This is a genomic window from Streptomyces sp. NPDC041970 (assembly GCF_055588985.1).
Window position 1 is genome coordinate 205,918 of record NZ_JBVJCD010000003.1, and the last position, 13,369, is coordinate 219,286.

General features: G+C 71.0%; 14 protein-coding genes and 1 pseudogene. 8 read left to right on the forward strand and 7 right to left on the reverse strand.

What is annotated here, in order from left to right:
• The first annotated feature begins 60 nt into the window (after positions 1-60).
• The 4 genes and pseudogenes from ACZ6EJ_RS03460 to ACZ6EJ_RS03475 all read left to right on the forward strand — a co-directional run.
• Positions 61-288 carry a hypothetical protein gene (locus ACZ6EJ_RS03460; protein WP_469264224.1) on the forward strand — a complete coding sequence of 76 codons (228 nt, stop codon included), beginning with the start codon at positions 61-63 and terminating at the stop codon, positions 286-288.
• On the forward strand, positions 275-1,666 hold the full coding sequence (locus ACZ6EJ_RS03465) for an amidase (protein WP_469264226.1): 1,392 nt from the start codon (positions 275-277) through the stop codon (positions 1,664-1,666). Before ACZ6EJ_RS03460 ends, ACZ6EJ_RS03465 begins: the two co-directional genes overlap by 14 nt.
• A gap of 92 nt (positions 1,667-1,758) precedes the next feature.
• Positions 1,759-2,337 (forward strand): TetR/AcrR family transcriptional regulator, encoded by a 579-nt coding sequence (locus tag ACZ6EJ_RS03470; protein WP_469264228.1) that lies wholly within the window; start codon positions 1,759-1,761, stop codon positions 2,335-2,337.
• Positions 2,338-2,492: 155 nt separating this feature from the next.
• Positions 2,493-2,921 (forward strand): annotated as a pseudogene (locus tag ACZ6EJ_RS03475) (dihydrofolate reductase family protein); the annotation flags it as partial.
• A gap of 20 nt (positions 2,922-2,941) precedes the next feature.
• On the opposite strand, the gene ACZ6EJ_RS03480 reads toward ACZ6EJ_RS03475, so the two are convergent.
• Together ACZ6EJ_RS03480 and dnaB are read right to left on the reverse strand one after the other, a co-directional pair.
• A complete protein-coding gene (locus tag ACZ6EJ_RS03480; RefSeq protein WP_469264263.1) occupies positions 2,942-3,283 on the reverse strand; it encodes a hypothetical protein in 342 nt (113 codons plus the stop codon).
• Between the two features lie 136 nt (positions 3,284-3,419).
• Positions 3,420-4,880, reverse strand: a complete 1,461-nt coding sequence (gene dnaB, locus ACZ6EJ_RS03485) for a replicative DNA helicase (protein WP_469264265.1) — start codon at positions 4,878-4,880, stop codon at positions 3,420-3,422.
• A gap of 475 nt (positions 4,881-5,355) precedes the next feature.
• On the opposite strand from dnaB, the gene ACZ6EJ_RS03490 reads away from it, so the two are divergent.
• Positions 5,356-6,693 (forward strand): MATE family efflux transporter, encoded by a 1,338-nt coding sequence (locus ACZ6EJ_RS03490; protein WP_469264229.1) that lies wholly within the window; start codon positions 5,356-5,358, stop codon positions 6,691-6,693.
• Positions 6,694-6,935: 242 nt separating this feature from the next.
• Here the strand turns inward: ACZ6EJ_RS03490 and rplI are convergent, their stop codons facing one another.
• The 4 genes from rplI to rpsF all read right to left on the reverse strand — a co-directional run bounded on the left by rplI (position 6,936) and on the right by rpsF (position 8,658).
• Complete coding sequence (gene rplI / locus ACZ6EJ_RS03495; RefSeq protein ID WP_030576021.1) at positions 6,936-7,382, reverse strand: 50S ribosomal protein L9; 447 nt, start codon at positions 7,380-7,382, stop codon at positions 6,936-6,938.
• Between the two features lie 18 nt (positions 7,383-7,400).
• Entirely contained in the window at positions 7,401-7,637 is a 237-nt protein-coding gene (gene rpsR / locus ACZ6EJ_RS03500; RefSeq protein WP_003967857.1) for a 30S ribosomal protein S18, read from the reverse strand.
• A gap of 44 nt (positions 7,638-7,681) precedes the next feature.
• Positions 7,682-8,293 (reverse strand): single-stranded DNA-binding protein, encoded by a 612-nt coding sequence (locus tag ACZ6EJ_RS03505; RefSeq protein ID WP_469264231.1) that lies wholly within the window; start codon positions 8,291-8,293, stop codon positions 7,682-7,684.
• Between the two features lie 74 nt (positions 8,294-8,367).
• On the reverse strand, positions 8,368-8,658 hold the full coding sequence (rpsF, locus tag ACZ6EJ_RS03510; protein WP_030930552.1) for a 30S ribosomal protein S6: 291 nt from the start codon (positions 8,656-8,658) through the stop codon (positions 8,368-8,370).
• A 300-nt stretch (positions 8,659-8,958) separates the two neighbouring features.
• On the opposite strand from rpsF, the gene ACZ6EJ_RS03515 reads away from it, so the two are divergent.
• From ACZ6EJ_RS03515 to ACZ6EJ_RS03525, 3 genes are all read left to right on the forward strand, one after another.
• Entirely contained in the window at positions 8,959-9,270 is a 312-nt protein-coding gene (locus ACZ6EJ_RS03515; protein ID WP_469264233.1) for a hypothetical protein, read from the forward strand.
• A gap of 160 nt (positions 9,271-9,430) precedes the next feature.
• A complete protein-coding gene (locus ACZ6EJ_RS03520; protein WP_469264234.1) occupies positions 9,431-10,549 on the forward strand; it encodes a lipid II:glycine glycyltransferase FemX in 1,119 nt (372 codons plus the stop codon).
• An 85-nt stretch (positions 10,550-10,634) separates the two neighbouring features.
• A complete protein-coding gene (locus tag ACZ6EJ_RS03525) occupies positions 10,635-11,666 on the forward strand; it encodes an alanine racemase (RefSeq protein WP_469264236.1) in 1,032 nt (343 codons plus the stop codon).
• A gap of 23 nt (positions 11,667-11,689) precedes the next feature.
• On the opposite strand, the gene ACZ6EJ_RS03530 is transcribed toward ACZ6EJ_RS03525, so the two are convergent.
• Entirely contained in the window at positions 11,690-13,204 is a 1,515-nt protein-coding gene (locus tag ACZ6EJ_RS03530) for a glycosyltransferase family 87 protein (protein WP_469264237.1), read from the reverse strand.
• Positions 13,205-13,369 lie beyond the last annotated feature (165 nt).

The window sequence follows — 13,369 nt, forward strand, 5'->3', positions numbered from 1 at the left end:
AGCAAACCGTTAGCTTTTGGCGCGGGCTCCCGTTGCCGCGCCCCTGACCAGGAGAAACCTGTGCCCTCCCCTGAACTCGCGCCGTCCGAGGCCGCCCGCTGGGCCGACCGTGCCGGACTTCCGCTGCCCGATGACCGCCACGCCGCGGTCGCCGCCACCGCCGACCACATCCACTCCGTCGTCGCGGTCCTGCGCGAGCTGGACTTCGGGGACGTCCCGCCCGCCGGCGCCTACCGCGCCGGAAAGCCCGGAAAGCCCGGAAAGGAGGGGCGCGATGCAGCCGTATGAGCTGACCCTCGCCGCCGCCGCTCGGCAGATCCGCGCCCGCCGGCTCTCCCCCGTCGAGCTGGTGGACTCGGTCCTCGACCGCATCGGCCAGGTGGACCCGCACGTCGGGGCGTACGTCGCGGTCACCGCCGAGCAGGCCCGCGACGCGGCGCGGGAGGCCGAGCGGGAGGCGGCCCGCGGCGTGTTCCGGGGGCCGCTGCACGGCGTCCCGGTCGCGCTCAAGGACCTGATCGACGTCGCCGGCTCGCCCACCAGCGCCAGTTCACGGGTCCGGGCCGGCCACCGGGCCACCGCCGACAGCACGGTCGCCGCCCGGCTGCGGGCCGCGGGCTCCGTCCTCGTGGGCAAGACCCACACCCACGAGTTCGCCTACGGCCTGACCACCCCGCAGACCGGCAACGCCTGGGACCGCGACCGGATCGCGGGCGGCTCCAGCGGCGGGTCCGCCGTCGCGGTGGCGGCCGGGGCGGCGACCTTCGCCCTCGGCACCGACACCGGCGGGTCGATCCGCGTTCCCGCCGCGCTGAACGGGGTCGTCGGCCTCAAGCCGACCTACGGGCTGGTGCCGCGCCACGGCGTCACGTCGCTGTCCTGGTCGCTGGACCACGTCGGCCCGGTCGCCCGCACCGTCGAGGACGCGGCCCTGGTCCTGACCGTCCTCGCCGGACACGACCCGCGCGACCCCGCCTCGTCGGCCGCCCCCGCCGTCGACCACCGGCCGGAACGGGACCCGGACCTGACGGGCGTACGCGTCGGGGTGCCGCGCGACTACTACTTCGTCCATGTCGACGCGGAGGTGGAGACCGCCGTCCGCCGGGGCATCGCGCGGATGGAATCGCTCGGCGCCCGCCTCGTGGAGATCGGCATCCCGATGACCCGGTACATCCAGGCCACCCAATGGGGGCTGATGGTGCCGGAGGCCACCGCCTACCACGAGGGCACGCTGCGTACGGTCCCCGAGCTCTACCAGGCGGACGTCCGCGTCCTCCTGGAGGCCGGCGAGCTGATGGGCGCGGGCGACTACCTGCGCGCCCAGCGCTCCCGGACGCTGATGCGGGAGGCATGGGCCCGCGTTCTGGAGAAGGTCGACCTGATAGCCGCCCCGGCGGTCCCGATGACCGCGGTGAGGGCCGGCCAGGAGAGCGTCACCTGGTCCGACGGCGCGACCGAGGCCGTCTCCGACGCCTACGTACGCCTGTCCTCCCCGGCCAACATCACCGGAGTGCCCGCGCTGTCCGTCCCGGTGGGCCACGACTCGGCGGGGATGCCGATCGGTATGCAGCTGCTCGGCCGCCCCTTCGGCGAGCGGGAGCTGCTGCGGGCGGGACACGCCTACGAGCGGACGCAGTCCGTCCGACCGCTCGCGCCGGCCGCCTGAGCGCGCCGGGCGGACCGTGCGGTCCCGGCGCGGCCGTCGAGCACGGCCCACTCACCCTCTAAACGCAATATCCGTGCTTTAAGGTGGGGGCCATGAGTCGTCAGCCCATGGTTCGCCCCGGTGGGCGCAGTGCACGGGTCCAGGCTTCGGTGCACACCGCGGTCCGCGAGCTCCTGTCGGAGCGGGGCCGCGACGCGGTGACCGTCCCGCTGGTCGCCCAGCGCGCCGGAGTCACCCCCTCGACGATCTACCGCCGCTGGGGCGACCTCCAGGAGCTGCTGTCGGACGTCGCGGTGGAGCGCCTGCGGCCCGACACCGCGCCGGAGAGCCACGGCGACCTGCTGTCCGACCTGGCGGCCTGGGCCGAACAGTTCCTCGACGAGATGTCGTCCCCGTCCGGCCGCGCCTACATCCGTGACGCCCTGCTCGGCGACCCGGACGGTGGCAACGCCGGTCAGTGCTCGGCCTACGCGGCCGAACAGGTCGACGTCATGCTCGCCCGCACGGTCGGCCGCGAGGAGGACGCCCCCGACGTGGAGACGGTGATGGACCGCGTGGTCGCCCCCCTGATGTACCGCATCCTCTTCCGCCCGGCCGGACTCGACGCCGCGTACGCCCGTCGCCTCGTGACCGATCTCCTCGCCGCGGGCGGAGAACCGCCCCGCCCCTGATCCGGAGCGCCCGGCACACCGACTGCGGGGCCTCGTCGCCGCCCACCGCGACCTGCTGGCCCTCCGCGTCCCACCGCGACGTCGCCCGAGACCGGTACCGGAGCGGCCCCTTCCCCCGGCGGACCGACGCGTCGGGGGCTGGGCCACCGAGTCCGACGCTGTACGGGCGCAAGCTGTGGCGGACGATGAACTCCTCCTGGCCGACCGGCGACCAGCGGCCCGACGCCACTCCGGCGGAGATCGCCTTCGCGCGCCGCTGGCGGGACATGGCGAAGGTGCTGTTCTCCTCGACGATCGACGAGGTCGACGGGAACGCCCGTCTGGTCACCGGCGACGCGGTCGCCGAGGTCACCCGGCTCAAGGCCGAGGACGGCGGCCCGATGGACATCGGCGGCGCGACGCTCGCCGGGGCGGCCGCGCGGGCCGGGCTGGTCGACGAATACGTGCTGGCCACCGCGCCGGTCCTGGTGGGCGGCGGCACGCCGTTCCTCCCCGCGCTGGACAGGCGGGTGGACCTGAAGCTGGTGGAGACGCGGACGCTTCCCGGCGGCGTGATCCTGACCAGGTACGAGACGAGCCGCTGAGCACCCGTCACACGCCTCGATCACCTGCCGGGCCCACGCCCCACCACTACGGGACCCTGTTCAGCGGTGCGACGGGCGATCTGCCGGCGGGCTGGACCCCAGACCTCCTCGAACTCCTCAGCAGTGAGTTGTCCGGGGTCGTGGCCTTCCCATTCCGAGACGGGCAGCTCGGCGGTGATCCCGAACCTGCTGTCGTACTCATCGAGGCGGCCCGCGTCGCGGGCCCGCTGCCACTCGGCGAGGGAGGCGGCCGCGATCGGGTTCCGCTCCGGCCCTTCCAGCTCGACCTGCCGGATCACCTGGCCTACGGCGTCGACCTCCAGGTAGAACCAGGTGTCTTCCTCGTCCCAGTAGCAGCGCATCCATGTGGTCACCCAGACCATGATGCCGGGGATGCCGGGCCGGATGCGGCGCACGTGACCTTCTCCTGAAGGGGGTCCGGGTCGGTGGTGGCTCCGAGATCCCGACACGCGATGCGAGGCCCCGCGCGGACGCCCGTCAGGTCTGGGCCATGTCGACGAACCGGGAGTAGTGGCCCTGGAAGGCCACGGTGATGGTGGCCGTCGGGCCGTTGCGGTGCTTGGCGACGATCAGGTCCGCCTCGCCGGCGCGCGGGGACTCCTTCTCGTAGGCGTCCTCGCGGTGCAACAGGATGACCATGTCCGCGTCCTGCTCGATGGAACCGGACTCGCGCAGGTCGGAGACCATCGGCTTCTTGTCCGTACGCTGCTCCGGGCCACGGTTCAACTGGGACAGGGCGATCACCGGCAGCTCCAGCTCCTTGGCCAGCAGCTTGAGGTTTCGGGACATGTCCGAGACCTCCTGCTGGCGGCTCTCCGCCCGCTTGGAGCCGCCGGACTGCATGAGCTGGAGGTAGTCGATGACCACGAGCTTCAGCTCGTTGCGCTGCTTGAGCCGCCGGCACTTCGCCCGGATCTCCATCATGGACAGGTTCGGCGAGTCGTCGATGTAGAGCGGGGCGGCCGAGACGTCCGGCATCCGCCGCGCGAGACGGGTCCAGTCCTCGTCCGTCATCGTGCCCGAGCGCATGTGGTGCAGGGCCACCCGCGCCTCGGCGGACAGCAGGCGCATCGCGATCTCGTTGCGCCCCATCTCCAGGGAGAAGATCACGCTGGGCAGGTTGCTCTTGATCGAGCAGGCGCGGGCGAAGTCCAGCGCCAGCGTGGACTTTCCCATGGCGGGACGGGCCGCGATGACGATCATCTGCCCCGGATGCAGCCCGTTCGTCAGGGCGTCGAGGTCCGTGAACCCGGTCGGGACGCCGGTCATCTCGCCGCTGCGCGAGCCGATGGCCTCGATCTCGTCGAGCGCGCCCTCCATGATGTCGCCGAGGGGGAGGTAGTCCTCGCTGGTGCGCTGCTCGGTGACCGCGTAGATCTCGGCCTGCGCGGAGTTGACGATCTCGTCGACGTCCCCGTCGGCCGCGTACCCCATCTGCGTGATCTTCGTACCGGCCTCGACCAGCCGCCTCAGCACGGCCCGCTCGTGGACGATCTCCGCGTAGTAGGAGGCGTTGGCCGCGGTGGGGACCGACTGCACCAGGGTGTGCAGATACGGCGCTCCGCCGACCTTGGTGATCTCACCGCGTCTGACCAGCTCGGCGGCGACCGTGATCGGGTCGGCCGGCTCGCCCTTCGCGTAGAGGTCGAGGATCGCCGTGTAGACGGTCTCGTGGGCGGGGCGGTAGAAGTCGTGGCCCTTGATGATCTCCACGACGTCCGCGATCGCGTCCTTGGAGAGCAACATGCCGCCGAGGACCGACTGCTCAGCGTCGAGGTCCTGCGGGGGCACCCGCTCGAACCCGGCGGAGCCGCCGTCCCAGGCCTCGTCCGGCCCCCGGTCGTGCCGGTCCTCGCGCCCCTTGCGGTCCCCGCCGCGGCGCTGGCGGGAGACAGGCAGACGGTCGCCGGGACCGGCCTCGGTCCAGGGGTCGTCCAAAGGCTCGGGAATGCTCACCGCGCCGCCTCCTCCCGTCCGCATCGCGGACCTAGCCGTGCCACTCTTTCTTACGGCACGGCACCGACAAACAGGTCGCCCGACTCCGCTTCCGGTGCGTCTGGTTCTGCGGATTCCGGTACCGGAACGGAGTGCGGGCGCCGGACCACGGTAGGCCCGTCTGCACCGTCAGCCAATCTGGTTATCCACAGGCCATGTGGACGACGGACCAGATGCTGTGGAGAACTCCGCCGATCCTGTGCACGGACCGGGGGACAGCACTGTGGACAAACTCATAGCCGCACCTGCGTAACCGCTCTGACCTGCACCTTCTCCGTCCACCGACTGTGGGGGAGAAAAACTTTCACCCGCTTTTCAAGATCACTGGAAACCCTGTGGGAACCCACACCCCCCGGCACCAGAAGTAAGGGCCACAGATGGATTGCATCGCTTACCTGTGGAAGATTAGATTGGCCTCATGACCCAGGCCCCCACGACCCCGAAGAACGGCCGCCGCCGGCATGATCGCGAGATCATCGCCCTGGCCGTCCCCGCGTTCGGCGCGCTCGTCGCCGAGCCGCTGTTCGTGATGGTCGACAGCGCCGTCGTCGGGCACCTCGGCACCCCGCAACTGGCCGGTCTCGGAATCGCCGCGGCCCTCCTGATGACCGCCGTGAGCGTCTTCGTCTTCCTCGCCTACGCCACCACCGCGGCCGTCGCCCGCCGGGTGGGAGCGGGCGATCTGCCCGCCGCGATCCGCCAGGGCATGGACGGCATCTGGCTCGCCCTCCTCCTCGGAGCCGCCGTCGTCGCGGTCGCGCTCCCCTCGGCCCCCTGGCTCGTCGACGTCTTCGGCGCGTCCGACACCGCCGCCCCCTACGCCGTCACCTATCTCCGGATCTCCAGCCTCGGCATCCCGGCCATGCTCGTCGTGCTCGCCGCCACCGGCGTACTGCGCGGCCTCCAGGACACCCGCACCCCCCTGTACGTCGCCATCGGCGGTTTCACGGCGAACGGCGTCCTCAACGTGACCCTCGTCTACGGTGCCGGGCTCGGCATCGCCGGTTCCGCGTGGGGCACGGTGATCGCCCAGGCGGGCATGGCCGCCGCGTACCTGGTCGTCGTGGTGCGAGGGGCCCGCCGCCACGGCGCGTCCCTGCGCCCGGACGCGACCGGCATCAGGGCCAGCGCACGAGCCGGGGCGCCACTGCTGGTCCGGACTCTGTCGCTGCGCGCCGTCCTGATGATCGCCACCGCCATCGCGGCCCGGCTCGGGGACACGGACATCGCCGCGCACCAGATCATCCTCTCCCTCTGGAGCCTGACCGCCTTCGCACTCGACGCCATCGCCATCGCGGGCCAGGCGATCATCGGCCGGTACCTGGGGGCGGGCGACGAGAAGGGGGCGCGGGAAGCCTGCCGTCGCATGGTCGAGTGGGGCATCGGCTGCGGCATCGTGCTCGGCGTCCTGATCGTGCTTGCCCGGCCTCTGTTCATTCCGCTCTTCACGAGTGACCCGTCCGTCCGAGGCGCCCTGCTCCCCGCCCTCCTGGTCGTCGCGGTCTCCCAGCCGATCGCCGGAGTGGTCTTCGTCCTGGACGGCGTCCTGATGGGAGCCGGCGATGGGCGCTACCTGGCCTGGGCCATGCTGGTGACGCTCGCCGTCTTCGCCCCCGCCGCCCTGCTGGTCCCCGCCTTCGGCGGCGGGCTCACCGCGCTCTGGTGGGCGATGACGCTGATGATGGCCGTCCGCCTCGCCACGCTCTGGTTGCGTACCCGGTCGGGCCGGTGGATCGTCACCGGCGCGACGCGGTGAGGTAGGCCCCTGTGTTTCACGTGAAACAACGGGGGACGCTCGGCTGCTGTTTCACGTGAAACGGCGAGGGGCGCGGCAGCGTTTCACGGGAAACCACTCCGCACCCGTCATGTTTCACGTGAAACACACCGAGCCGCCCATGTTTCACGTGAAACAGTGGCTCCCCGAAGCGCGATCGACCTCAGGCACGGCGAAGGGCCGCACCCACCGGGTGCGGCCCTTCACTGCATCTACGTGCTGCCTCAGGCGGCAACGACCTCGACGCCGAGCTTCGCTGCGACCTCGGGGTGCAGACGGACGGACACCTGGTGTCCGCCGAGCGTCTTGATCGGCGAGCCGAGCTCGACGCGACGCTTGTCGACGTCGGGACCACCGGCAGCCTTGATCGCCGAGGCGATGTCGGCCGGGGTCACGGAGCCGAAGAGACGGCCGGCGTCGCCGGAGCGAACAGCCAGACGGACCTTCACGCCCTCGAGCTTGGCCTTGATCTCGTTGGCCTGCTCGATCGTCGCGATCTCGTGGATCTTGCGGGCGCGGCGGATCTGCGCCACGTCCTTCTCGCCACCCTTGGTCCAGCGAATGGCGAAGCCACGCGGAACCAGGTAGTTGCGGGCGTACCCGTCCTTGACGTCGACGACGTCGCCGGCGGCACCGAGGCCGGAGACCTCGTGGGTGAGGATGATCTTCATGCTGTTGTCACCCTTCCCTTATCGCGCGGTGGACGTGTAGGGCAGCAGCGCCATCTCACGGCTGTTCTTGACTGCCGTGGCGACGTCACGCTGGTGCTGCGTGCAGTTGCCGGTGACGCGGCGGGCACGGATCTTGCCGCGGTCGGAAATGAACTTCCGCAGCATGTTCGTGTCCTTGTAGTCCACGTACTGGGTCTTGTCCTTGCAGAATGCGCAGACCTTCTTCTTAGGCTTGCGCACAGGCGGCTTCGCCATGGTGTTTCTCCTGTGTGATCAAGAAGTGGGGGTACGAGCCCGCCCTAGAAGGGGGGCTCGTCCGAGTAGCCGCCGCCAGAGCCGCCGGAACCGGAGGGGCTTCCGCCCCAACTGCCTCCGCCGCCCTGCTGGCCCCCGCCGGACTGGCCGCCGGCCGGCGAGCCGGTCGCCCACGGGTCGTCGGCGGGTGCGCCGCCGCCCTGCTGGCCACCGCCACCGGGACCGCCGCCCCAGTTGCCGCCGGCCTGCTGGCCGCCGCCGTATCCACCCTGGCCGCCCTGGCCGCCGCGACCGGTGGTCTTGGTGACCTTGGCCGTGGCGTTCTTGAGGCTGGGGCCGACTTCCTCGACGTCCAGCTCGTAGACCGTGCGCTTGACGCCCTCGCGGTCTTCGTAGGACCGCTGCTTCAGCCGGCCCTGCACGACGACGCGCATACCTCGCTGAAGCGACTCCGCGACGTTCTCCGCCGCCTGACGCCAGACCGAGCAGGTGAGGAACAGGCCTTCGCCGTCCTTCCACTCATTGGTCTGCCGGTCGAAGATGCGGGGAGTGGACGCGACACGGAACTTCGCGACCGCCGCACCGGACGGGGTGAAGCGCAGCTCGGGGTCGTCGACGAGATTGCCGACGACCGTGATGACGGTCTCGCCTGCCATGGGTGAACCTCTCGGCGGGGATTGCTTCTGGCTGCTTGCTGCTACTCGGACCCGATGACCGCTGAGCTAGAAGCTCAGTGGATCTCGGGACGGAGGACCTTGGTCCGGAGGACCGACTCGTTCAGGTTCATCTGGCGGTCGAGCTCCTTGACGATCGCAGGCTCGGCCTGCAGATCGATGACCGAGTAGATGCCCTCGGGCTTCTTCTTGATCTCATAGGCGAGCCGACGACGGCCCCAGGTGTCGACCTTCTCCACCTTTCCGTTGCCCTCACGGACGACGGAGAGGAAGTTCTCGATCAGCGGGGAGACTGCTCGCTCCTCGAGATCGGGGTCGAGGATGACCATCACCTCGTAGTGACGCATGTGGAACCCACCTCCTTTGGACTCAGCGGCCACGGTCGTTCCGTGGCAGGAGGGTCGTGATGCGTGAGCAACGGTGTCCCCGAGGAGAACACCCGGCACTGACGTTCCTTGGTCCCGACAATCCCGTGGAGGGAGTCGGGGGGAGGTTCGCCGCGCTGGCCTGGGCAGACACCGGTGCAGACCGTACAGACTACCCGCAGACCGGCCTCCAGTTGAAATCCGGTGCTCAGAGGGCACAATCGAGACAGACGCGGTGTGAGAGGCGCTACACCCACCGCCCGCTCGGCCAGGAGGTGCTCCATGGCACAGACCATCCGCCCCGCCAACGGTTCGCTCTTCGCGACGGACGGCAAGCCGCACCCGGTCCAGGACACCCTGCTCGCCGTCGCCCTGGTCCTGGGGGCCCTCGCCTTCGTGACGGCGATGTTCCACCACCTGCACCTGATCAGCTCGTGGGCCGGGCTGTTCGGCATCCTGGCCGGTGGATACGGGATGTACGTCTCCCGGACCACCGCGGAACGGTTCGGGCTGATCGTCGGGCTCGGCGCGTCCGGCGTCGGCTTCTTCCTCGGCATGGCGCACGGCGGCCTCTTCGGCGGCGTGATCACCTGACCGGTCCGCCGGCCGGCGCGGCCTCCCAGGCGTCCGCGCCGGTCCGCAGGGCTTTCCGGCCCCACGGGGCCAGGCCGGGCGCCCCTCGGTCGCAGTAGGCTTCGGCGCGAGAGCCGGAGCCCCTGACCGATGGGGACACACCTGCCGAGGAGCGCCCCGCATGAGCCTGACCCTGAGGACCATCAGCCGAGAGCAGCATCTGGCGTACATCCAGAGCCTCCCCTCGGCCAGTCACTGCCAGGTCCCGGCGTGGGCTGACGTGAAGACCGAATGGCGCGCCGAGAACCTCGGCTGGTTCGACAAGAACGGCGAGATCGTCGGCGCGGGACTCGTCCTGTACCGCCAGTTGCCCAAGATCAAGCGCTACCTCGCGTACCTGCCCGAGGGCCCGGTCATCAACTGGTACGCCCCCAACCTGGACGACTGGCTCCAGCCGATGCTGGCCCACCTCAAGCAGCAGGGCGCCTTCTCCGTGAAGATGGGGCCGCCCGTGGTCATCCGCCGCTGGGACTCGGCCGCCATCAAGTCCGGCATCCAGGACCCGGACGTGAAGCGCCTCCGCGACGTCGAGGCCACCCACATCGAGCCGCGCGCCTTCGAGGTCGCCGACCGGCTGCGGAAGATGGGCTGGCAGCAGGGCGAGGACGGCGGCGCCGGATTCGGCGACGTACAGCCCCGCTACGTCTTCCAGGTGCCGCTGGCCAACCGCTCCCTGGAGGACGTCCTCAAGGGCTTCAACCAGTTGTGGCGCCGCAACATCAAGAAGGCCGACAAGGCCGGCGTCGAGGTCGTCCAGGGCGGTTACGAGGACCTGGCCGAGTGGCAGCGGCTCTACGAGATCACCGCCGTGCGCGACCGCTTCCGGCCGCGCCCGCTCTCGTACTTCCAGCGCATGTGGACGGTCCTCAACTCCGAGGACCCCAACCGGATGCGGCTCTACTTCGCCCGGCACAACGGCGTGAACCTCTCCGCGGCCACCATGCTCGTCGTCGGCGGCCACGTCTGGTACTCCTACGGCGCCTCGGACAACATCGGGCGCGAGGTCCGGCCGTCGAACGCGATGCAGTGGCGGATGCTGCGCGACGCGTACGCGATGGGCGCGACCGTCTACGACCTGCGCGGCATCAGCGACTCGCTGGACGAGACCGACCACCTCTTCGGCCTGATCCAGTTCAAGGTCGGCACCGGCGGCGAGGCCGTCGAGTACGTCGGCGAGTGGGACTTCCCGCTCAACAAGCTGCTGCACAAGGCGCTCGACATCTACATGTCGCGCCGCTGACGCCCGCACCACCCACCGTACGCACCGTTCGTTCCTGATCCACCGCAGCATTCACCGCAGCCATCAGAAAGGTTCCGGGCCGGCCATGGCGCTCTCCCTCTACGTCGACACCGCGCGCTGGCGGGCGCACCAGAAGTCCGTGCTGGACCAGTTCCCCGGCCTCGTGCCGGTCTGCAAGGGCAACGGGTACGGCTTCGGCCACGAGCGGCTCGCCGACGAGGCGATCCGGTTCGGCTCCGACACGCTCGCCGTCGGAACGACCTACGAAGCGGCCCAGATCAAGGACTGGTTCAGCGGCGACCTGCTGGTGCTCACCCCGTTCCGGCGCGGTGAGGAACCCGTCCCGCTGCCGGACCGCGTCATCCGGTCCGTCTCCTCCGTCGACGGGGTGTACGCCCTGGTGGGCGCGCGAGTGGTCATCGAGTGCATGAGCTCGATGAAGCGCCACGGCGTCAAGGAGGAGGAGCTCGGGCTGCTGCACGCGGCGATCGAGGACGTACGGCTGGAAGGCTTCGCCCTCCACCTGCCCCTGGACCGCACCGACGGCTCCGACGCCGTCGAGGAGGTCATCGGCTGGATGGACCGGCTGCGCGCGGCCCGGCTGCCGCTCCACACGCTCTTCGTCAGCCATCTGCGCGCCGAGGAGCTGGCCCGGCTCCAGCAGCAGTTCCCGCAGACCCGCTTCCGCGCCCGCATCGGGACCCGGCTCTGGCTCGGCGACCACGAGGCCACCGAGTACCGGGGGGCCGTCCTGGACGTGACCCCGGTCGTCAAGGGCGACCGGTTCGGCTACCGCCAGCAGAAGGCCGCCTCCGACGGCTGGCTGGTCGTCGTCGCCGGCGGCACGTCCCACGGGGTCGGCCTGGAGGCGCCCAAGGCGCTGCACGGCGTGATGCCGCGGGCCAAGGGCGTCGCCCGCGCGGGTCTGGCCACGGTCAACCGCAACCTGTCGCCGTTCGTCTGGGCCGGCAAGCAGCGCTGGTTCGCCGAGCCGCCGCACATGCAGGTGTCGATCCTGTTCGTGCCGGCCGACGCGCAGGAGCCGCGGGTCGGCGACGAGCTGGTCGCCCACCTCCGCCACACGACGACCCAGTTCGACCGGCTCGTCGACCGCTGACCTGCGGGGGCCGGGGCCCCGGCTCAGTCGGTCCGGGCCGGGGCCGCGCCCCACTCCACTCGGGGCCCGGTGACGGCCGCGGCGGTGCGGCCCGAGGCGGGGGCGCCCTCCGCCCGTACGGACGCGTCCGGCGCCCCGTCCAGCACCCCGCCCGACGGGTCGTCCGAGCCGTCCCGGCGCACCGGGTCCCGCTCCGGCAGCAGGATGTCCCGGACGACCAGTGCGCACAGGTAGAGCGTGCCCAGCAGGTGCAGCGCGACCGCGACCTGGTAGCCGTCCTGGGGCAGCCCCTGGTGCTTGTCCCCGTCGCCGGTGTGGGCGAGGTAGAGCCAGATCGCGAGGAAGTACATGACCTCGCAGGTCTGCCAGACGAGGAAGTCGCGCCAGCGCGGCCGGGCCAGCGCCGCCAGCGGGATCAGCCAGAGCACGTACTGCGGTGAGTAGACCTTGTTCGTCAGGACGAACGCGGCCACCACCAGGAACGCCAGTTGGGCGAAGCGCGGCCGGCGGGCCGCGGTGAGCGCCAGGCCGGCGATGCCCGCGCAGAACACCGCCATCAGGACCACCGAGGCGGTGTTCACCGTCTCCACGTCGATGGGCTTCCCGGTGCGCTGGGTGATGATCAGCCAGAACGATCCGAAGTCGATGGGCCGTTCCTGGCTGAACGTGTAGAACTTCCGCCACCCCTCGGGCGCGTACAGCATCACCGGCAGGTTCACCGCCAGCCAGGCCGCCCCCGCGCCGAGCAGGGCCGTGCCGAACGCGCGCAGTCGGCCCGCCCGCCAGCAGAGCACCAGGAGCGGGCCGAGCAGCAGGACGGGGTAGAGCTTGGCGGCCGTCGCCAGGCCGATGAGGACGCCGAAGAGGAGCACCCGGCCCCGCGACCACATCAGCATCGCCGCGGCCGTCAGGGCGACGGCCAGCAGGTCCCAGTTGATGGTGGCGGTGAGCGCCAGCGCGGGGGCCAGTGCCACCAGGAGGGCGTCCCAGGGGCGCCGCCGGTGGGTGCGCGCGGTGCACACGGCGGTGATCACCGCGCAGGCCATCAACATGCCCGCGTTGACCATCCAGTACATCTGCTCGCGCTGCTGGATGGGATCGCTCTCGGGCGTCAGCGTCAGCCAGGCCGCCACCTGCATGAAGATCCCGGTCAGCACGGGGTACTCCAGGTACTGCATGTCGCCGCTCAGCCGGTCGACGTACGGCACGAGTCCGTCGGCGAACCCGCGCCCCAGGTAGAGGTGCGGGATGTCGGAGTAGCAGGCGTGGGCGTACTGGGAGGTGGCTCCGCGGAACCACGCCCACTCGTAGCAGGGGATCTTCTGCACCATGCCGAGGGCGAACATGCCGATCATGACCAGCGCGACGACCCGTACGGGCGTCAGCGGGCCGTCGCCCAGGCGCGCCCAGCGGCCCACCCGGCCGCCGAACAGCTCACTGCCGGCCGCCGCGACCTCGTCCTGTTCGGTGGGTCGCACGACGGACCGCTCCTGGTCCACGCTCGTCTTTTCTGCGCTGGGGCTTGGCATGTCGCACATCCTGCCGTACGGGGCGGTGTCCGGAACGGCGACGACCCGCGGGACGCGGCGGCACCGCCCGTAGGGGTCGGGAACGGGGGGGGGGGGGGGGGGCCGGGGGGGGGGGGGGGGGCCCCCCGCGGGGGGGGGGGGGCCTATTCCGTGTCCGGGGGGGGCGTCCGCCAG